The 20,393-nt window shown below is 72.5% G+C and carries 17 protein-coding genes; 1 reads left to right on the forward strand and 16 read right to left on the reverse strand.

What is annotated here, in order from left to right; genetic code table 11:
* Window positions 1-63: 63 nt before the first annotated feature.
* The 4 genes from P8A18_RS04215 to fmt form a co-directional block, all read right to left on the reverse strand.
* A complete protein-coding gene (locus P8A18_RS04215) occupies window positions 64-1,080 on the reverse strand; it encodes a sugar-binding transcriptional regulator (RefSeq protein WP_306060669.1) in 1,017 nt (338 codons plus the stop codon).
* A gap of 151 nt (window positions 1,081-1,231) precedes the next feature.
* Entirely contained in the window at window positions 1,232-1,915 is a 684-nt protein-coding gene (gene rpe, locus P8A18_RS04220; protein ID WP_306051915.1) for a ribulose-phosphate 3-epimerase, read from the reverse strand.
* A 123-nt stretch (window positions 1,916-2,038) separates the two neighbouring features.
* Complete coding sequence (locus tag P8A18_RS04225; protein ID WP_306051916.1) at window positions 2,039-3,472, reverse strand: RsmB/NOP family class I SAM-dependent RNA methyltransferase; 1,434 nt, start codon at window positions 3,470-3,472, stop codon at window positions 2,039-2,041.
* Between the two features lie 73 nt (window positions 3,473-3,545).
* The gene (fmt, locus tag P8A18_RS04230) at window positions 3,546-4,478 is read right to left on the reverse strand and encodes a methionyl-tRNA formyltransferase (RefSeq protein ID WP_306051917.1); all 933 of its coding nucleotides are present in this window, start codon (window positions 4,476-4,478) and stop codon (window positions 3,546-3,548) included.
* A gap of 230 nt (window positions 4,479-4,708) precedes the next feature.
* Between fmt and P8A18_RS04235 the strand changes: the two genes are divergently transcribed.
* Entirely contained in the window at window positions 4,709-5,236 is a 528-nt protein-coding gene (locus P8A18_RS04235; RefSeq protein WP_306051918.1) for a hypothetical protein, read from the forward strand.
* A gap of 203 nt (window positions 5,237-5,439) precedes the next feature.
* Here P8A18_RS04235 and P8A18_RS04240 read toward each other — a convergent pair whose 3' ends face one another.
* The 12 genes from P8A18_RS04240 to P8A18_RS04295 all read right to left on the reverse strand — a co-directional run bounded on the left by P8A18_RS04240 (window position 5,440) and on the right by P8A18_RS04295 (window position 20,391).
* The gene (locus P8A18_RS04240; protein ID WP_306051919.1) at window positions 5,440-7,578 is read right to left on the reverse strand and encodes a primosomal protein N'; all 2,139 of its coding nucleotides are present in this window, start codon (window positions 7,576-7,578) and stop codon (window positions 5,440-5,442) included.
* A gap of 121 nt (window positions 7,579-7,699) precedes the next feature.
* Complete coding sequence (metK, locus tag P8A18_RS04245; protein WP_018551357.1) at window positions 7,700-8,908, reverse strand: methionine adenosyltransferase; 1,209 nt, start codon at window positions 8,906-8,908, stop codon at window positions 7,700-7,702.
* A gap of 241 nt (window positions 8,909-9,149) precedes the next feature.
* Window positions 9,150-10,352 carry a bifunctional phosphopantothenoylcysteine decarboxylase/phosphopantothenate--cysteine ligase CoaBC gene (coaBC, locus tag P8A18_RS04250; protein ID WP_306051920.1) on the reverse strand — a complete coding sequence of 401 codons (1,203 nt, stop codon included), beginning with the start codon at window positions 10,350-10,352 and terminating at the stop codon, window positions 9,150-9,152.
* Window positions 10,353-10,500: 148 nt separating this feature from the next.
* Entirely contained in the window at window positions 10,501-10,773 is a 273-nt protein-coding gene (gene rpoZ, locus P8A18_RS04255) for a DNA-directed RNA polymerase subunit omega (RefSeq protein WP_003970369.1), read from the reverse strand.
* Window positions 10,774-10,869: 96 nt separating this feature from the next.
* Window positions 10,870-11,487: a guanylate kinase gene (gmk, locus tag P8A18_RS04260; RefSeq protein WP_136318255.1), complete on the reverse strand. Its 618-nt coding sequence runs from the start codon at window positions 11,485-11,487 to the stop codon at window positions 10,870-10,872.
* 38 nt (window positions 11,488-11,525) lie between these two features.
* Window positions 11,526-11,849: an integration host factor gene (locus P8A18_RS04265; RefSeq protein WP_018524251.1), complete on the reverse strand. Its 324-nt coding sequence runs from the start codon at window positions 11,847-11,849 to the stop codon at window positions 11,526-11,528.
* A gap of 245 nt (window positions 11,850-12,094) precedes the next feature.
* Entirely contained in the window at window positions 12,095-12,934 is an 840-nt protein-coding gene (pyrF, locus tag P8A18_RS04270) for an orotidine-5'-phosphate decarboxylase (protein WP_306051921.1), read from the reverse strand.
* Window positions 12,931-14,040, reverse strand: coding sequence for a quinone-dependent dihydroorotate dehydrogenase (locus P8A18_RS04275; RefSeq protein ID WP_306051922.1), 1,110 nt, complete (start codon window positions 14,038-14,040; stop codon window positions 12,931-12,933). The genes pyrF and P8A18_RS04275 overlap by 4 nt, the downstream gene beginning before the upstream one ends.
* Window positions 14,041-14,095: 55 nt before the next feature.
* Window positions 14,096-17,404, reverse strand: a complete 3,309-nt coding sequence (gene carB, locus P8A18_RS04280; RefSeq protein ID WP_306051923.1) for a carbamoyl-phosphate synthase large subunit — start codon at window positions 17,402-17,404, stop codon at window positions 14,096-14,098.
* Window positions 17,397-18,536: a glutamine-hydrolyzing carbamoyl-phosphate synthase small subunit gene (carA, locus tag P8A18_RS04285; RefSeq protein ID WP_306051924.1), complete on the reverse strand. Its 1,140-nt coding sequence runs from the start codon at window positions 18,534-18,536 to the stop codon at window positions 17,397-17,399. The genes carB and carA overlap by 8 nt, the downstream gene beginning before the upstream one ends.
* The gene (locus tag P8A18_RS04290) at window positions 18,533-19,108 is read right to left on the reverse strand and encodes a PH-like domain-containing protein (protein WP_306051925.1); all 576 of its coding nucleotides are present in this window, start codon (window positions 19,106-19,108) and stop codon (window positions 18,533-18,535) included. The genes carA and P8A18_RS04290 overlap by 4 nt, the downstream gene beginning before the upstream one ends.
* On the reverse strand, window positions 19,105-20,391 hold the full coding sequence (locus P8A18_RS04295) for a dihydroorotase (RefSeq protein ID WP_306051926.1): 1,287 nt from the start codon (window positions 20,389-20,391) through the stop codon (window positions 19,105-19,107). Before P8A18_RS04295 ends, P8A18_RS04290 begins: the two co-directional genes overlap by 4 nt.
* Window positions 20,392-20,393 lie beyond the last annotated feature (2 nt).

A 20,393-nucleotide genomic window follows, 5' to 3' on the forward strand; every position in this document is an offset into this window, starting at 1 on the left:
GCCCGACGACGTGAAGGGGCGGGCGGCCCGGTGGCCGCCCGCCCCTTCACGTCGTCCGGTGCGTCAGTCGCCGTCCGGGTCGGCCCGCTCCAGGGCCGGCCGCAGCGGGGCAGTGGACTCCGTCAGCAGATAATCGGCCGCCGCCGTGTCCGTGACGAGGCTCGTGACCAGGCCGGAGCGGAGGACCGCGCCGATCGCCGCGGCCTTGCGCTGGCCGCCCGCGATGGCCACCACCTCGGGGATGCGGCGCAGCCGGTCCGCCTCGACGGTGATGCAGCGCTCGCCGAGGTCGCGGCCGACCCGGCGGCCGTCCGCGTCGAACAGGTGGGCCGACATCTCGGCGGCGACGCCGAGCGAGGCGTAGTGCCCGCGCTCCTCGTCGGAGAGCATGTCGTGGACGGTCGAGATGCCCGGCTCCCAGGAGCCGATGGAGACGGCCGCGACCGTCACCTTGTCGAAGTACTCGAAGGCGCGGGCGATCCCCGTCTGGTGGCGCAGCGCGGCGGCCGTGGCCGGGTCGGGCAGCAGCATCGGCGCGTAGATCGGGTGGGCCTCGCCGCCGGAGACCTGGGCTGCGCGCCGTACAGCCTCGACCGAACCGCGTTCGGCGGTGCCCGCGTCGTACACCCCGGTGAGCTGCACGACGGTGCACGGCGGCAGCCGGTCGAGCGCGGCCGCCATGTGGATGGTGGAGCGGCCCCAGGCGAGCCCGAGGACATCGCCCTCGTTCACCAGTTCGCCCAGCAGGTCGGCCGCGACCTCACCCAGGTTCTCCGGGTCCGCCGCGTCGTCCTGCTCCTCCGCCGGCGACTCGACCACGACCGCGTGGCGCAGCCCGTAGCGGGCGCGGAGCGCGTCGGAGCGCTCGGCGTCCAGCTCGGCGGGGACCCGGATCTCGATCCGTACCAGGTCGCGTTCCAGGGCCGTCTCCAGGACCCGGGCCACCTTGAAGCGGCTGACGCCGAACTCCTCGGCGATCTGGATCTTGGACTTGCCCTCAAGGTAGAAGCGGCGGGCCATGGCCGCCGCCTGCACCAGCTCCGCGGGCCCCATCCGCAGGGCGGACCGGCCCGCCGACATTGCAGACACCGCGTTCTCCTCACTGCTGTTCACGCTCTTGATACGCCGTTCATCCTGTCAGATACGGCGATCCCTGACCGGTCCCGTCGGACCCCGTTCATCTGCCCTTGGCCGGGGCGACCCGCGCTCACGGGCCCGCAGCGGCACGGCCTCAGTGGGCGCAGGCCCAGCCGGCCGACCCGATGGCCCCGTCCGCCTTGGCCCGCAGGGCCCGTACCGCGGCGGCCGGGTCCTGGGCGCCGTACACGGCGGAGCCGGCGACGAAGACATCGGCCCCCGCCTCGGCGCACCGCTCGATGGTGGACTCGGAGACCCCGCCGTCGACCTGGAGCCACAGATCGAGCCCGTGCTTGGAGATCAGCTCACGGGTGCGGCGGATCTTCGGCAGCATGATGTCCAGGAACGCCTGGCCGCCGAAGCCCGGCTCCACCGTCATGATCAGCAGCATGTCGAGCTCGGGGAGCAGGTCCTCGTACGGCTCGATGGGCGTCGCCGGCTTGAGCGCCATGGAGGCGCGGGCTCCCTTGGCACGGATCTCCCGCGCCAGCCGTACGGGGGCGGCCGCCGCCTCCGCGTGGAAGGTGACCGATCCCGCGCCCGCCTCCACGTACTGCGGGGCCCAGCGGTCCGCGTCCTCGATCATCAGATGGCAGTCCAGCGGCGTGTCCGTGGCCCGGCTGAGCGATTCCACGATCGGGACGCCGAGGGTCAGATTGGGCACGAAGTGGTTGTCCATGACATCGACATGGAGCCAGTCGGCGCCTTCGACGGCCTTCGCCTCCTCGGCGAGGCGCGCGAAGTCGGCGGAGAGAATACTGGGGTTGATCTGGGCCATGGGCCAAGCCTGCCATGTTCTGCGTCACTTCCCCGCCTCGGTGCGCTCCAAAGCCTCACGGGATCATTACGGTTCGCGCATTCCCGTTGTTTTCGCCCCCGGTCCGGGGGCGGAACGGGCCGATCAGGCGGTACGCCGCAGCAGGGCGAGGTACATCGCGTCCGTGCCGTGCAGATGCGGCCAGAGCTGGACATCGGGTCCGTCGCCCAGCGCGGGCACACCCGGCATCAGGGGGCGGGCGTCGACCCACTCCGCCTCGACGGGTGCCCCGCCACGCCCCTTGAGCACGTCCTCGACCACCACCCGGGTCTCCGCGAGGTGGGGCGAGCAGGTCGCGTATCCGACGACGCCGCCGACCCGTACGGCCTTCAGCGCCTCGCGCAGCAGACCGCGCTGGAGGGGCGCGAAGCTCTCCAGGTCCTCCTTGCGGCGGCGCCAGCGGGCCTCCGGGCGGCGGCGCAGCGCGCCGAGGCCGGAGCAGGGCACGTCCATGAGGACGCGGTCGAAGGTGCCGGGCTGCCACGGCGGGCGGGTGCCGTCGGCGGTGATCACCTGGTAGGGGCCGGGGTTGCCGGCCAGCGCGCGTTCCACGAGGCGGGCCCGGTGCGGCTGCTTCTCGGCGGCCAGCAGGGCGGCGCCGCGTCCGGCGGCGAGTGCGGCGAGCAGGGCGGCCTTCCCGCCGGGGCCCGCGCAGCCGTCGAGCCAACGGGTGTCGCCGCCCTCCAGCGGGGCGTTCGCGAGGGCGGCGGCGACGAGCTGGCTGCCCTCGTCCTGGACACCGGCCCGGCCCTCGCCGACGGCGGTCAGGGCGCCGGGCTCGCCGCCCTCGGCCATCCGCACGGCGTAGGGCGACCAGCGGCCGGGGAGGGAGTTCTCCTCGCCGAGCGCCTCGGCCAGTTCGTCGGTGGTGGAGCGGCCGGGGCGGGCGACGAGTGTGACCTCGGGCCGTTCGTTGTCCGCTTCGAGCAGGTCCTCGATGCCGGCCCGGCCGCCGCCGAGCGCGTCCCAGAGGGCCGAGACGATCCAGCGGGGGTGCGAGTGCACGACGGAGAGGTGGTCCTCGGCGTCCTCCTCGTAGGAGGGGGCGACCCGCTCCACCCAGCCGTCGAGATCGTCGGCCGAGACCTTGCGCAGCACGGCGTTGACGAATTTGGCGCGTCCCTCCCCCAGCACCACCCGGGCCAGCTCGACGCTCGCGGAGACCGCGGCGTGGGTGGGGATGCGGGTGCCGAGCAACTGGTGCACGCCCATGTTCAGCACGTCCAGGACGGGCGGGTCGACCTCGCGCAGCGGGCGGTCGATGCAGGCGGCGACGATCGCGTCGTACGTGCCCTGCCGGCGCAGCGTCCCGTAGACCAGCTCGGTCGCCAGGGCCGCGTCCCGCTGGTCGAAGTCGCCCTTGGCCCGCGCCTTCTTCAGCAGCGGGGGCAGGACGAGGTTCGCGTACGCGTCGCGCTCGTCGACGGCCCTGAGGACTTCGAAGGCGAGGAAGCGGACCGGGTCCTTCTTGGGACGGCGGTGCGGCTTGGCGGGACGGCGACGCGGCTGGTCGTTCACGTGAAAGGTGCTCCGCTGAAGGTGAGAGGACGAACCCTCCCAGCCTACGTCCCCGTCCCGGCCCGCCCGTCCGTCAGCTGCCGAGCAGTTCGCCCGGGGCGATGCGCACCCCGCGCGCCCAGTCCGCGGCGCGCATCGGCTTCTTGCCCTGCGGCTGGACCCAGAGCAGCTCGACGGCGTGCGATCCGGTGCCGACGAACACGTTGTTCTTGCCCACCGACAGCTCGCCGGGCGCGAGCTCGGACCGGTCCACGGCCGGGGTCGCCTGGACCAGCTTCAGGCGCTCGCCCCGGAACAGCGTCCAGGCGCCGGGGGCCGGGGTGCAGGCACGGACGACGCGGTCCACGCGCAGGGCGGGCGCCGACCACTGGACCTGGGCGTCCTCGACGGTGATCTTGGGTGCGAGGGTGACCCCGTCGGCGGGCTGCGGCACGGCGTGCAGGGTGCCGTCCTCGATGCCGTCCATGGTCGCGGCGAGCAGCCCGGCACCGGCGAACGCGAGCCGGGTCAGCAGGTCGCCGCTGGTGTCGGTCGGGCGGACCTCCTCGGTGAGGACGCCGTACACCGGTCCGGAGTCGAGCCCCTCCTCGATGAGGAAGGTGGAGGCCCCGGTCACCTCGTCGCCGGCCATGACCGCGTGCTGCACGGGGGCCGCGCCGCGCCAGGCGGGCAGCAGCGAGAAGTGGAGGTTGACCCAGCCGCGGGCCGGCACGCCGAGCGCCACCTTGGGCAGCAGCGCGCCGTAGGCGACGACCGGGCAGCAGTCCGGCGCGATCTCCCGCAGCCGCGCGAGGAAGTCCTCGTCCCGGGGCCGGGCGGGCTTGAGGACCTCGATCCCGGCCTCCTCGGCGCGCTGGGCGACCGGGCTGGCCACCAGCCGCCGGCCACGCCCCGCGGGCGCGTCGGGCCTGGTCACGACGGCGGCCACCTCATGGCGGCCGGAGGCGATCAGGGCGTCCAGGGCGGGAACGGCTACCTCGGGGGTGCCTGCGAAGACGAGCTTCATGGGTGGCTGACTGCCTCTCAGGCCGAAACGTTACGGTGACGAGCAACGCACAAGTCTATGGGCCCCGGACCCGGGGGGCGTACGCACAGTTGCGCGCCCCTTGCACGTGCTCATACGCCCCCCGAGCGTGACCAGATCCCCGGGTGCCGCGTTGGTCAAGAGAGATTGACCGAAGCGAGCCGCCCTGGTGCGGCCCGATCCCTTTCAACGCCGGTTCGAGAGGCTTCTTCATGGCCGACCACGCAACCCACGACGCCCAAGCGCGGGCCAGCCTGCATCTTCTGGTGCGGGACATCGAGCGGGTCCGGCGGCAGGTGGACGCACTGCGCACGCTCACCGCCCAACTGGGCAACGTCTACCGTCCACGCCGCTCCGGCCCCTCCGCGGGCTTCGTCGTCTACGGCAGGGCCCCGGCCCCCACGGTCAGACTGGCCCAGGAATTGCGGGACAGCGTCGAGACCCTGGTCACGGCGGCCGTGGACTTCGACCGTTCGCTGGGCTTCTCCTGGGACGCGGTGGGCTCCGCGCTCGGGGTCACCAAGCAGGCCGTCCACCGCCGCTACGGCGCACGGCGTGCCGCACCGCAGCCCGCGTCGGACGAGACCGGCGCCGAGGTCGTGGCGCAGCGCCCGTCGCCGGTGCCCCCGGGCGCCGCCGTCCCGGCCGCACGCTCGATGCCGCCGCAGCCGTCGGCGGAGCGGCCCGCACCGCGCGAGGACGTACGCCCGGGAGCCTTCCCGGGCCCCCGCAACGGCTGACCGCCCATGAGACAGGGGCCGCCCCGAGGCCAACGCCACGGGGCGGCCCCACTCACACGTCGCGCCCGCCGGGTACGACCGAGCGGACCCGGCGCATCGAGCCCACCCACCGCCCCGATCAAGCCCGCCCGCTCCAACCAAGCCCGTCCGGCGATTGAGGACAAGGCGCGCGCCGAAACAGACCCGCACCCGCCCCCACCACCTCACCCGATATCCGCCGGGTCCACCCGAATCCGCACCGCCCCCGCACGCGGCCCCCGCGCCACCCGCGCCTCCTTCAGCGCGGCCGCCAGCGCCGCCCCGCTCCCCGGCGGCACCCGGATCAGCGCCCGCTCCCAGGTCTCCCCCGGCGGCGCCTCGAACGGCCTGCGGGGCCGCCCCTGCTCGGCCGTGGGCACCGGGACCGGGCCCAGCACCTCGGCGTCCGACGGCAGCCGCGCCCCGGCCAGGAATCCGGCCAGCGCCTCCTGTTCCCCCGCCACCGACGCCATCCGGGACACCGGCGGAAAGCCCAGCTCGGCCCGCTCCGCCAGCTCCCGCCGGGCGTGACCCACCGGGTCCCAGCGCACCAGGGCCTGCACGGGCCGCAGCGTCGGCTCGGCGACGATCACCACCGTGCCGCCCTCGGGCCGGCCCCGTACCAGCGCGGCGGCCGCCGTCCAGCGGCGCAGCGCCTCCTCCCCGGCGCGCAGGTCGGGGCGGCCGACCATCGCCCAGCCGTCCAGCAGGAGCGCCGCCGCGTACCCGCCCTCGGCGACCGGCTCGGCGCCGGGCGTGCTGACCACCAGCGCGGGCTGGTCCGGCACCGAGTCCAGGATGTGATCGCGGCCGGACGTCCGCACCGGCACGGCGGGAAACGCGCGGCCCAGCTCCTCCGCCGTCCGGCGGGCGCCGACGATCTGCGCGCGCAGCCGGCGGGAGCCGCAGGCGACGCAGTGCCAGGAGGTCTCGGCCCGGCCGCACCAGGCGCAGTTCAGGTCCTGCTGGTCGGGCGCCTCCAGCGGCCCGGCACAGTGCAGGCACCGGGCGGGTTCCCGGCAGCGCTCGCAGGCCAGCCGGGGAGCGTAGCCGCGGCGGGGCACCTGCACCAGCACCGGTCCGGTGCGCAGCCCGTCCCGGACGGTCTGCCAGGCGAGGCTGGGCAGCCGGGCGGCCCGAGCCGCACCGTCCCTCGCCAGCTCGCCGTCGCCCACGGTACGGATCATGGGCGCCGCCGACCGCAGCTGTGACCGGTCGGCGCGCAGTGGGAGGGCCCAGCCGCTCTCGACCAGCTGCGCGGCCTCCACGGTGCAGCTGGTGGCGCCGAGCAGGAAGGCGCACCGGCCGTGCGTGGCCCGCAGCTCCAGGACCTCCCGCACATGGGGGAAGGGGGCGCGGTCGTCGCTGTGGCTGGAGTCCCCGTCGTCCCAGACGACGACGAGGCCGAGGCCGGCGACGGGGGCGAACATCGCGGCCCGGGTCCCCACCACCGCCCGGACGGACCCGCGCCGCACGGCGAGCCACTCCCGGTAGCGCTTCTGGGGCCCGGAGCCGGCCGTGAGCAGTGCGTGCCGGCCCTCGCCGAGCAGGGCGGTGAGGGCGGCGTCGACCCGTCCGGCGGTCCGCCCGTCGGGGACGACGACGAGGGCGCCGCGCCCGGAGGCGAGGGTCGCGGCGACGGCCGCCGCGATCTCCGCGGGCCAGTGCGGACCCGGCAGCGCGGTCCACACGGCCCGGGGGGCGCCGCCGGTGGCCAGCGCGGTGAGGAACGCGGGCCCCTGCTCGTACCGCTCCCAGGTACCGGGGGCGGGGGGCGCGGGGGGAGGCAGCGGGGCGGGGGACGGCTTGGCCTCGGCCTGGGCGTTCCTCGGAGGGACGGCGAGCTGCAGGACGTCCGCGAGGCTGCCCGCGTACCGGTCGGCGACGGCGCGGGCCAGGGCGAGCAGCTCCGGTCCGAGCACCGGTTCGGGGGAGACGACGGAGGCGAGCGCCGCCAGCGCGCCGTTGTAGTCGGACTCGGCCAGCCGCTCGATCAGGAAGCCGTCGATCAGTCCGCCGCCCTCGCGCCGGCCGCCCCGCACATTGCGCCCTCCGGCCCCGAACCGGACCCGGACCCGGACACCCGGCCGGGCGTCGGCGTCCAGCTCCTCGGGGACCGCGTAGTCGAAGTACTGGTCGAGGTGGAGCGCGCCCTTGTTGACGAGGACGCGGGCGACGGGCAGCTCCTCGGCGAGCGCCGCACCGCGCCAGGTGCGCGGCTTGGCGCGCGGCACCTTGGCCCGGCGCACGGTCTCCCGGATCAGCGCAAGCTGCTCCGGCGCCCCGGCCCCGGGCTCGTCGGATCGCTCGTCGTCGCTGCTCACAGCCACAGTCCTACCAGACACCTCTGACAGCGGCGCCCGCCCCCGACCGGGCCCGCGACAGGCCGGAGCCCGGACACCGTGACGGCGTCCGGGCTCCGGCGGAAGACAGCCTCGGGCGCCCTTACAGGCCCGCGGCGGCGCGCAGCGCCTCGACCCGGTCGGTGCGCTCCCACGTGAAGTCGGGCAGCTCGCGGCCGAAGTGGCCGTACGCGGCGGTCTGCGCGTAGATCGGGCGGAGCAGGTCGAGGTCGCGGATGATCGCGGCCGGGCGGAGGTCGAAGACCTCACCGATGGCGTGCTCGATCTTCTCGGTCTCGATCGCGGCGGTGCCGAAGGTCTCCACGAACAGGCCGACCGGCTCGGCCTTGCCGATCGCGTAGGCGACCTGGACCTCGCAGCGGGCGGCGAGCCCGGCGGCGACGACGTTCTTGGCGACCCAGCGCATCGCGTACGCGGCGGAGCGGTCCACCTTCGACGGGTCCTTGCCCGAGAAGGCGCCACCGCCGTGGCGGGCCATGCCGCCGTAGGTGTCGATGATGATCTTGCGGCCGGTGAGGCCGGCGTCGCCCATCGGGCCGCCGATCTCGAAGCGCCCGGTCGGGTTCACCAGCAGGCGGTAGCCCTCGGTGTCCAGCTTGATGCCGTCCTCGATCAGCTGCGACAGGACGTGCTCGACGACGAACTCGCGGATGTCGGGCGCGAGCAGCGAGTCGAGGTCGATGTCACTGGCGTGCTGCGAGGAGACGACGACCGTGTCGAGCCGGACGGCCTTGTCACCGTCGTACTCGATGGTGACCTGCGTCTTGCCGTCGGGGCGCAGGTACGGGATGGTCCCGTTCTTGCGGACCTCGGACAGCCGGCGCGAGAGCCGGTGCGCGAGGTTGACCGGGAGCGGCATCAGCTCGGGGGTCTCGTCGCAGGCGTAGCCGAACATCAGACCCTGGTCGCCCGCGCCCTGCTTGTCCAGCTCGTCCTCATCGCCCTCGACCCGCTTCTCGTACGCGGTGTCGACGCCCTGCGCGATGTCCGGGGACTGCGCGCCGATGGACACCGAGACGCCGCAGGAGGCGCCGTCGAAGCCCTTCTTCGAGGAGTCGTAGCCGATCTCCAGGACCTTGTTGCGGACCAGCGTCGGAATGTCGGCGTAGGCCTTGGTCGTGACCTCACCCGCAACGTGCACCAGACCGGTCGTGATCAGGGTCTCGACGGCGACGCGGGAGGACGGGTCCTCGCGCAGGAGGGCGTCGAGAATGGTGTCGCTGATCTGGTCAGCGATCTTGTCGGGGTGACCCTCGGTTACGGACTCCGAGGTGAAGAGACGGCGGGACACATCGCTCCCTGGGGTTGCAGCGGCTGCTGGCTGATCATTGGGCGGACGGGTCCGGGAGCTGCGCCCGGTACGGTCCGGGGGCAGTTTATCGGTCGGCTCCGTCCCGCGGACAACGTGTCTCGCCCTTTGGGAGATATGTGACCTGCCCCACTGGCGCCCGGAACCCCTGGGGAGACCGCTGCCGGCGGGGTCCGGCCGGGCGCCCCAAGGGTTGTGGCCTCACCGGCGTGTCACAGGGAATTCATACGAGCCGGGCCGACACGAGGTCCCACACCGTGTCGGCGAGCGCTTCCTTGGGTCCGTACGGCACCGGCGTCTCGGTTCCGTCCGCGCCGAGCACCACCGCTTCGTTCTCCTCGGAGCCGAAGGTCTTGCGCTCCCCCACCTCGTTGACCACCAGCAGGTCGCAGCCCTTGCGGCGGAGCTTCTCGCGGCCGTTGGCCAGGACGTCGTCGGTCTCGGCGGCGAACCCGACGACGATCTGTCCGGGCGTGGCGCGCTCGGCGGCCACCTCGGCGAGGATGTCGGGGTTGCGGACGAGCGCGATGGGGGCGGGCTCCTGGCCGTCCTTCTTCTTGATCTTCCCGGTCACGTACCGGGCGGGCCGGAAGTCGGCGACCGCGGCGGCCATCACCACGACATCGGCCTCCGCCGCGGCCTTGAGCACGGCCTCGCGCAGCTGCACGGCCGTACCGGTGTGCACGACGTCGGCGCCGGACGGGTCGGGCAGTCCGGTGTTGGCCTCGACGAGCGTGACCCGGGCGCCGCGGGCGACGGCGGTGCGGGCCAGCGCGTAGCCCTGCTTGCCGGATGAACGGTTGCCGAGGTAGCGGACGGGGTCGAGCGGTTCCCTCGTGCCGCCGGCGCTGATCACCACGTGCCGGCCCGCCAGGTCGGGTGCCGCCGCGCCGCGGGCCAGCACCCGGCGGCAGACCTCGAAGATCTCGCCCGGGTCGGGCAGCCGTCCCTTGCCGGTGTCGACGCCGGTGAGGCGGCCGACGGCGGGCTCGATGACGACAGCGCCCCGGCGGCGCAGCGTGGCCACGTTCTCCCGGGTGGCGGGGTGCTCCCACATCTCGGTGTGCATGGCGGGGGCGAAGACGACCGGACAGCGGGCGGTGAGCAGGGTGTTGGTGAGGAGGTCGTCGGCGAGCCCGTGCGCGGCCTTGGCCAGCATGTCGGCGGTGGCGGGGGCGACCACGACGAGGTCGGCGTGCTGTCCGATCCGTACGTGGGGTACCTCGTGGACGTCGTTCCAGACCTCGGTGGAGACCGGGTGGCCGGAGAGCGCGGACCAGGTGGCGGCGCCGACGAAGTGCAGGGCGGACCCGGTGGGAACGACCCGTACGTCGTGGCCGGACTCGGTCAGCCGGCGCAGCAGCTCGCACGCCTTGTACGCGGCGATGCCGCCGCTGACCCCCAGAACGACCTTCGGCTTGTCCACTGCGTCTCCCCGCACTCGGCTGCGTACGTACCCGGCATACGTACGCCCCCATGCTGCCTCACGGGCGCGGGCGCCGGTCCGTCGGCCCGGACACGCCTCGGGCCCGGCGGAATGCCCGCCGGGCCCGAGGTGAGGTTGCGTTCGCCGCTTACTGTGCGGGGCCCTCGATGGCCTCGGACGTGAGCAGGCCCGCGTTGATCTCGCGGAGCGCGATCGAGAGCGGCTTCTCGTGCACGTGGGTGTCGACGAGCGGACCGACGTACTCGAGGAGGCCCTCACCGAGCTGCGAGTAGTACGCGTTGATCTGGCGCGCGCGCTTGGCGGCGTAGATCACGAGGCTGTACTTCGAGTCGGTTGCTTCGAGGAGCTCATCAATCGGCGGGTTGATGATGCCCTCGGGCGTGGTGATGGAAGAGGACACGCTCTGCCTTCCGAAGGGGATGAAGATCAAAGAAATCTTTGACAGTCAGGGGCTCGTTTGCCGGTGCCCCCGTGTCGGTGGGTCAGTGTCGGTGGATCACTCGCCGCCGGCACGGTGGCCGGAAGCCTCCAGCATCAAGGCTAGCAGCTCACGCGCCACATCCTCGACGGAGGTGTTGACGAGCGTCGTATCGAACTCGGATTCGGCGGCCAGCTCGACCTTGGCGGCCCCGAGCCGGCGTTCGATCACCTCGGGCGCCTCGGTCCCCCGGCCGGTGAGCCGGCGTACCAGCTCCTCCCAGCTCGGCGGCGCGAGGAAGACCAGCTGGGCGTCGGCCATGGACTGGCGGACCAGCCGGGCGCCCTGGAGGTCGATCTCCAGGAGCACCGGCTCACCCGCCTCCAGCCGCTCCTGCACGGCGCGGCGCGGGGTGCCGTAGCGGTTGCCGGCGAATTCGGCCCACTCCAGCAGCTCGCCGTTGGCGATGAGCTTGTCGAACTCCTCGTCGTCCACGAAGAAGTAGTGGACGCCGTTGCGTTCACCGGGGCGGGGCTTGCGGGTCGTCGCCGACACCGAGAGCCACACCTCGGGGTGGACCTTGCGCATATGCGCGACGACCGTGCTCTTGCCGACCCCCGAGGGGCCGGAGAGCACGGTCAGCCGCGGACGTACGTCCGGGGGTACGGGGGACGTCCCCCGGGATGTTGCAGCCATGGAGCGATTATCCAGGTTCTCAGGGGTGCCCGAGAACGTCAGGCGGCGCTGCCGCCGAACTCGCGCTCCAGGGATGCGATCTGGTTGGAGCCAAGACCCCGGACGCGGCGGCTCTCGGAGATGCCGAGCCGCTCCATGATCTGCTTGGCACGGACCTTGCCCACACCGGGCAGGGACTCCAGCAGGGCGGAGACCTTCATCTTGCCGATGACGTCGTTCTCCTGGCCCGACTTGATGACCTCGTGGAGGGAGGCGCCGGAGTGCTTGAGTCGATTCTTGACCTCGGCCCGCTCCCGGCGAGCCGCGGCGGCCTTTTCGAGCGCGGCTGCGCGCTGTTCAGGGGTAAGGGGCGGAAGAGCCACGCCTACGTCACCTCGGATGTCGATCTGTCGGATACGGACCGGTGAGGCCGCTGAATCGCCCCTCACCTGCTGAGCCGCGAACAACCCGTGCTCGTCGGCTCTCGACGGAGACTAGCGGCCAAGGCCGCCGGAGTCAGCGAGAACGGACGAAAAGTCCTGGTCAGCCTCAGCCGACCGGGACATTTCCGTCATAACACCTGAGTTTTCTGGTCAGAATTCCGTCAACACGCAGTTACGTGGCAGGGTCAGCGGTCCGAGACGGCCGCGCGGACCTCGTCCGCGAACCGTCCGGCGGCTTCGCGCAGCCCGGATACGGCCGGTCCGTGGCTCAGCACACCCCGGCTGACGCTGGGCACCACATTGCGCACGGCGTCGCCGAAGACGCCCGGCAGATCCGCCGGCGTCGCCCCCTGGGCGCCGATGCCGGGGGCGAGCAGCGGACCGTTGATCGCGAGATCGACGCCCGCGTCGCCGAGCGTGGCCCCGACCACCGCGCCGACCGAGCCGAGCGGGGCGGCGCCCGCGTTCTCGGCGGCCATGTGGTCCAGCATCAGCTGGGCCAGCGGCCGGCCGTCGGCCGCCGTGGCGCGCTGCACCTCGGCGCCCTCCGGGTTGGAGGTCAGGGCGAGTACGAAGACACCCGCGCCGGAGACCGCCGCCGCGTCCAGCGCCGGGCGCAGCGAGCCGAAGCCCAGGTACGGCGAGACGGTGACCGCGTCCGAGAAGAGCGGCGAGTCCTTGTCGAGGTAGGTCGCGGCGTAGGCGCCCATGGTGGAGCCGATGTCGCCGCGCTTGGCGTCCATCAGGACCAGCGCTCCGGCCGCCCTGGCTTCCTCGACGGTCTTCTCCAGGACGGCGATGCCCTGCGAGCCGAAGCGCTCGAAGAACGCGGACTGCGGCTTGAGCACGGCGACCCGGCCGGCCAGCGCCTCGACGACGGTCCGGGTGAAGCGCTCCAGCCCCGCGACGTCGTCGTTCAGCCCCCAGGAGGTGAGCAGGGAGGCGTGCGGGTCGATGCCGACGCAGAGCGGGCCACGGGTGTCCATGGCATGGCGCAGCCGGGCGCCGAAGGGTTCCGGGGTCATTTCGCTGCCTTCCGGGTTTCCGCGCCGACGGCGTCGGCGAGGGTGGCGTACGGGGAGGCGGCCAGGCGCGCGGCCAGGCCCTTGTGGATGGCGCGGGCGTAGAACGGGCCCTCGTAGATGAAGGCGCTGTAGCCCTGGACGAGGGTGGCGCCGGCGAGGACGCGCTGCCAGGCGTCCTCGGCGTTCTCGACGCCTCCGACGCCCACCAGGGTGATCCGGTCCCCCACGCGCCCGTACAGGCGGCTCAGGACCTCCAGGGAGCGTTCCTTGAGGGGCGCGCCGGACAGGCCGCCGGTCTCCTTCACCAGGGCGGCCGGGGACCTCAGGCCCAGGCCCTCGCGGGCGATGGTGGTGTTGGTGGCGATGATGCCGTCCAGGCCCAGTTCGACGGCGAGGTCGGCGACGGCGTCGACGTCCTCGTCCGCGAGGTCCGGGGCGATCTTGACGAGCAGCGGGACCCGGCGGCCGGTGACGGTGCGGTCGGCCGCCTCGCGCACGGCGGTGAGCAGGGGGCGCAGCGACTCGGTGGCCTGGAGGTTGCGCAGGCCGGGGGTGTTGGGCGAGGAGACGTTGACGACGAGGTAGTCGGCGTGGGCGGCGAGCCGCTCGGTGGACTTCACGTAGTCGGCGGCGGCGTCGGCCTCGGCGACGGCCTTGGTCTTGCCGATGTTGACGCCGACGGTGGTGCGGAAGACCGGGTTGCGGGCGGCGAGGCGCTCGGCCACGGCCGCGGAGCCCTCGTTGTTGAAGCCCATGCGGTTGATGAGCGCGCGGTCCGCCACCAGGCGGAACAGCCGCTGCTTCGGGTTGCCGGGCTGTGCCTCGCCCGTCACGGTACCGATCTCGACATGATCGAACCCGAGCATCGCCATGCCGTCGATCGCCACCGCGTTCTTGTCGAAGCCGGCGGCGAGGCCGAAGGGGCCGTGCATCCGCAGGCCGAAGGCCTCGGTGCGCAGCTCCCGGTGGCGGGGGGCGAGGGCGGCGGCCACGAAGGTGCGCAGCACGGGGACGCGGGCGGCGAGGCGGATCCAGCGGAAGGCCAGGTGGTGGGCCTGCTCCGGGTCCATCCGCTTGAAGACGAGACGGAAGAAGAACTTGTACATCACGGTGTCCTCATGAAGAGGGGGACACCGTTTCCGGTGTCCCCCTGGGAGCGGGCTAGTCGCGGGCCGCGGTCAGATGTTCCGCGTGTTCCTGGAGGGAACGGACGCCGACGTCTCCGTTGTTGAGGGCGTCGATGCCCTGGACGGCCGCAGCGAGCGCCTGGACCGTGGTCAGGCACGGCACCGAGCGGGCGACGGCCGCGGTGCGGATCTCGTAGCCGTCGAGGCGGCCGCCGGTCCCGTAGGGCGTGTTGACGATGAGGTCGACACCGCCCTCGTGGATCAGCTGGACGATGGTCCGCTCGCCGTTCGGGCCCTCGCCCTCGGAGAGCTTGCGTACGACCGTGGCGTTGATGCCGTTGCGCTTGAGGACCTCGGCGGTGCCGGAGGTGGCCAGCAGCTCGAAGCCGTGGGCGACCAGCTCGCGGGCCGGGAAGATCATCGAGCGCTTGTCGCGGTTGGCCACCGAGATGAAGGCGCGGCCCTTGGTGGGCAGCGGCCCGTAGGCGCCGGCCTGCGACTTGGCGTACGCGGTGCCGAAGACCGAGTCGATGCCCATGACCTCGCCGGTGGAGCGCATCTCCGGGCCGAGGATGGTGTCGACGCCGCGGCCGTGGATATCGCGGAAGCGCGACCACGGCATGACGGCCTCCTTGACGGAGATCGGCGCGTCCAGCGGCAGGGTGCCGCCGTCGCCGCTCTTCGGCAGCAGTCCCTCCTCGCGCAGCCCGGCCACGGTCGCGCCCAGCGAGATCCGGGCGGCGGCCTTGGCGAGCGGGACCGCGGTCGCCTTGGAGGTGAAGGGCACGGTCCGCGAGGCGCGCGGGTTGGCCTCCAGGACGTAGAGGATGTCGCCGGACAGCGCGAACTGGATGTTGATCAGCCCGCGTACCCCGACGCCCTTGGCGATGGCCTCGGTGGAGGCGCGCAGCCGCTTGATGTCGTGGCCGCCGAGCGTGATCGGGGGCAGGGCGCAGGCGGAGTCGCCGGAGTGGATGCCGGCCTCCTCGATGTGCTCCATGACGCCGCCGAGGTAGAGCTCGGTGCCGTCGTAGAGGGCGTCCACGTCGATCTCGATGGCGTCGTCGAGGAAGCGGTCGACCAGGACCGGCCGGGTGGGGCTGATCTCGGTGGACTCGGAGATGTACGAGGAGAGCCGGGTCTCGTCGTAGACGATCTCCATGCCGCGCCCGCCGAGCACGTACGAGGGGCGTACGAGGACGGGGTAGCCGATCTCGTCGGCGATCTGCTTGGCCTCGGCGAAGGTGGTGGCGGTTCCGTGCTTGGGGGCGGGCAGGCCGGCCTCGGCCAGGACGCGGCCGAAGGCGCCGCGGTCCTCGGCGGCGTGGATCGCCTCCGGCGGGGTGCCGACGACGGGCACGCCGTTGTCCTTGAGCGCCTGCGACAGGCCCAGCGGGGTCTGGCCGCCGAGCTGGACGACGACACCGGCGACCGGGCCCGCGAGGGTCTCGGCGTGCACGATCTCCAGCACGTCCTCCAGCGTCAGCGGCTCGAAGTACAGGCGGTCGGAGGTGTCGTAGTCGGTGGAGACCGTCTCCGGGTTGCAGTTGACCATCACGGTCTCGTAGCCGGCGTCGCTGAGCGCGAAGGAGGCGTGGACGCAGGAGTAGTCGAACTCGATGCCCTGGCCGATGCGGTTGGGGCCGGAGCCCAGGATGATCACCGCGGGCTTGGTGCGGGGCGCGACCTCGCTCTCCTCGTCGTAGGAGGAGTAGAAGTATGGCGTCTTCGCGGCGAACTCGGCGGCGCAGGTGTCGACCGTCTTGTAGACCGGGCGGACGCCGAGCGCGTGCCGCACCTCGCGGACGACGTCCTCGCGCAGATCGCGGATGTCGGCGATCTGGAGATCCGAGAAGCCGTGCCGCTTGGCCTCGGCGAGCAGCTCGGGGCCGAGCTTGTCGGCGGCGGCCAGCTCGTCGGCGATCTCCTTGATCAGGAAGAGCTGGTCGACGAACCAGGGGTCGATCTTCGTGGCGTCGAAGACCTCCTCCTGGGTGGCGCCGGCCCGGATCGCCTGCATGACGGCGTTGATCCGGCCGTCGGTCGGGCGGACCGCCTCGGCCAGCAGTTCGGCCTTGTCGCCGGGGTCGCCGGTGAAGGTGAACTGCGAGCCCTTCTTCTCCAGGGAGCGCAGCGCCTTCTGGAGGGCCTCGGTGAAGTTCCGGCCGATCGCCATGGCCTCGCCCACCGACTTCATGGTGGTGGTGAGGGTGGAGTCGGCGGAGGGGAACTTCTCGAAGGCGAAGCGCGGGGCCTTGACGACGACGTAGTCGAGGGTCGGCTCGAAGGAGGCCGGGGTCTTCTCGGTGATGTCGTTGGGGATCTCGTCCAGCGTGTAGCCGACGGCCAGCTTGGCGGCGATCTTGGCGATCGGGAAGCCGGTCGCCTTGGAGGCGAGGGCCGAGGAGCGGGAGACGCGGGGGTTCATCTCGATCACGATGACGCGGCCGTCGGCCGGGTCGATGGCGAACTGGATGTTGCAGCCGCCGGTGTCGACGCCGACCTCGCGGATGATCGCGATGCCGATGTCGCGCAGCCGCTGGTACTCGCGGTCGGTGAGGGTCATCGCGGGGGCGACGGTGATCGAGTCACCGGTGTGGACGCCCATCGGGTCGAAGTTCTCGATGGAGCAGACGACCACGACGTTGTCGTTGCGGTCGCGCATCAGCTCCAGCTCGTACTCCTTCCAGCCGAGGATGGACTCCTCCAGGAGCACCTCGGTGGTCGGGGAGAGCGTGAGGCCCTGGCCGGCGATGCGGCGCAGCTCGTCCTCGTCGTGGGCGAAGCCGGAGCCGGCGCCGCCCATGGTGAAGGAGGGGCGGACGACGACGGGGTAGCCGCCGAGGGTGTCGACGCCGGCGAGGACGTCGTCCATGGAGTGGCAGATGACGGAGCGGGCGGACTCGCCGTATCCGATCTTCTCCTTGACGGCCGCGACGACGCCCTTGAACAGGTCGCGGTCCTCGCCCTTGTTGATGGCCTCGACGTTGGCGCCGATGAGCTCGACGCCGTACTTCTCCAGGACGCCGTTGTCGTGCATGGAGATCGCGGTGTTCAGCGCGGTCTGGCCGCCGAGGGTGGGCAGCAGCGCGTCGGGGCGCTCCTTGGCGATGATCTTCTCGACGAACTCGGGGGTGATCGGCTCGACGTAGGTGGCGTCGGCGATCTCCGGGTCGGTCATGATCGTCGCCGGGTTGGAGTTCACCAGGATGACGCGCAGGCCCTCGGCCTTGAGGACGCGGCAGGCCTGGGTGCCGGAGTAGTCGAACTCGGCGGCCTGCCCGATGACGATCGGGCCGGAGCCGATGACCAGGACGGACTGGATATCGGAGCGCTTAGGCACGCTGGCCCTCCATCAGGGAAACGAAGCGGTCGAAGAGGTACGCGGCGTCGTGCGGGCCGGCGGCGGCCTCGGGGTGGTACTGGACGCTGAAGGCCGGCCGGTCGAGCAGCTGGAGACCCTCCACCACCTGGTCGTTCAGGCAGACGTGGGAGACCTCGGCGCGGCCGTAGGCGGTGTCGGAGACCTTGTCGAGGGGGGCGTCGACGGCGAAGCCGTGGTTGTGCGCGGTGACCTCGACCTTGCCGGTCGAGCGGTCCTGCACGGGCTGGTTGATGCCGCGGTGGCCGTACTTCAGCTTGTACGTGCCGAAGCCGAGCGCGCGGCCCAGGATCTGGTTACCGAAGCAGATGCCGAAGAGCGGGGTCCCGCGTTCCAGGACGCCCCGCATGACGGAGACGGGGTGGTCGGCGGTGGAGGGGTCGCCGGGGCCGTTGGAGAAGAAGACGCCGTCGGGCCGGACCGCGTACACCTCCTCCAGCGTCGCGGTGGCGGGCAGGACGTGCACCTCGATGCCGCGCTCGGCCATCCGGTGCGGGGTCATGCCCTTGATGCCGAGGTCGATCGCGGCGACGGTGAACTTCTTGGTGCCGATCGCGGGGACGACGTAGGGCTCCTTGGTGGCGACCTCGGCGGACAGGTCGGCGCCCGTCATCTCGGGGGCCTGCTGGACGCGGGCGAGCATCGTGGCGTCGTCGGTGACCGCGTCGCCGGAGAAGATGCCGACGCGCATGGCGCCGCGCTCGCGCAGGTGGCGGGTGAGGGCGCGGGTGTCGACGCCGCTGATGCCGACGACGCCCTGGTTCGCGAGCTCCTCGTCCAGCGAGCGCCGGGAGCGCCAGTTGGAGGGGGTACGGGCGGGGTCGCGCACGACGTAGCCGGCGACCCAGATGCGCCGGGACTCGGGGTCCTCGTCGTTGACGCCGGTGTTGCCGACGTGCGGGGCGGTCATCACGACGACCTGGCGGTGGTACGAGGGGTCGGTCAGCGTCTCCTGGTAGCCGGTCATGCCGGTGGAGAAGACCGCCTCGCCGAAGGTCTCCCCCACAGCCCCGTAGGCGCGGCCGCGGAAGGCGCGGCCGTCCTCCAGGACGAGTACGGCGGGAACCTGGGCTCCCCGGGTGGAGGTCGTCATCGTGCGATGCCTTCCGTAGTGCTGGTGAGGTGGTTGACGGCTTCGACCCAGGCGGGGTGCTCGGCCGAGTGGTCGGAGCGGAATCCGGAGTCGATCAGCTGGTCGCCGAGCGCCCAGGTGATGACGAGGAGGCCGCCCTCGGGCAGGACCTTGCCCGCCAGTGCCTTGTCGGTGCGGGCGCCGCGCAGGTCGGCGGCCGGGACGAAGAAGTCCGCCGCGCCGGGCCGTACGACGTCGAGGCCCTCGGCGGTCAGGGTCAGCTCGACGCGGCTGCGGGTGCCGAGGCCGTGGGCGACGATCCGGTCGAGCCACTGCCCGGCCGTGGTCGACGCGTGGTAGCGGCCGGTGAGACCGAGCAGCTTCTCGCCGTCCGCGTAGCCCTCGGGGGTGGTCGCGAGAGGGGGCAGGTCCGACTGGAGGTTCCCGCGCCACTTCCATCCCTGGCGCATCAGCCAGTAGACGAACACGACGAGGACGACGAGTCCGATCACCCAGCTGATGCGGGCGGACCAGTCGGTCACCTCCGCCGACTTCTGCTCGGCGGCCAGTTGGTACAGGGTCTGTGTAGTCACGCGAGCTTCCCGTCGACGACCGTGGCACGGCCCCGCAGGAAGGTGTGGGTCACTCGGCCCGGCAGCTCGCGCCCCTCGTACGGGGTGTTGCGGCTGCGGGAGGCGAATCCCGCGGGGTCCACGGCTCCACGGTATGCCGGATCGACCAGGGTGAGGTTGGCAGGCTCACCCGCCGAGACGGGGCGGCCGTGTCCTTCGAGCCGTCCGATGGCCGCGGGCCGCGACGACATGCGGTCGGCGACGCCGGCCCAGTCGAGCAGCCCGGTCTCGACCATCGTCTGCTGGACGACGGAGAGCGCGGTCTCCAGGCCCACCATGCCCATGGCGGCCGCGGCCCACTCGCAGTCCTTGTCCTCGTGCGGGTGCGGGGCGTGGTCGGTGGCGACGCAGTCGATGGTGCCGTCGGCGAGTGCCTCGCGCAGGGCCTGTACGTCGGCCTCGGTGCGCAGCGGCGGGTTCACCTTGTAGACGGGGTTGTAGGAGCGGACCAGCTCGTCGGTGAGCAGGAGGTGGTGCGGGGTGACCTCGGCGGTGACGTTCCACCCCTTGGACTTGGCCCAGCGCACGATCTCGACGGAGCCGGCGGTCGACAGGTGGCAGATGTGCACCCGGGAGCCGACGTGGGCGGCGAGCAGCACGTCGCGGGCGATGATCGACTCCTCGGCGACGGCGGGCCAGCCGCCGAGGCCCAGCTCGGCCGAGACGATGCCCTCGTTCATCTGGGCGCCCTCGGTGAGGCGGGGTTCCTGGGCGTGCTGGGCGACGACCCCGTCGAACGCCTTCACGTACTCCAGGGCGCGGCGCATGATGACCGCGTCGTCCACGCACTTGCCGTCGTCGGAGAAGACCCGCACGCCGGCCGCGGAGTCGTGCATGGCGCCCAGCTCGGCGAGCTGCTTGCCCTCCAGGCCGACGGTGACGGCGCCGATGGGCTGCACGTCGCAGTAGCCGGACTCCTTGCCGAGCCGCCAGACCTGCTCCACGACGCCGGCGGTGTCGGCGACCGGGAAGGTGTTGGCCATGGCGTGCACGGCGGTGAAGCCACCGACCGCGGCGGCCTTGGTGCCGGTGAGGACGGTCTCGGAGTCCTCGCGGCCGGGCTCGCGCAGGTGGGTGTGGAGGTCGACCAGGCCGGGCAGCAGGACCTGGCCCGCCGCCTCGATCACGGTGGCGTCTCCCGCGTCCAGCCCGGTACCGACCGCGGCGATGGTCTCGCCGTCGATGAGGACGTCCTGCGGGTCGCCGCCGAGCACCTTCGCACCGCGGATAAGGATCTTGCTCATGG

Origin of the sequence: Streptomyces sp. Mut1 (genome assembly GCF_030719295.1) — a bacterium.
GTDB lineage: Bacteria > Actinomycetota > Actinomycetes > Streptomycetales > Streptomycetaceae > Streptomyces > Streptomyces castrisilvae.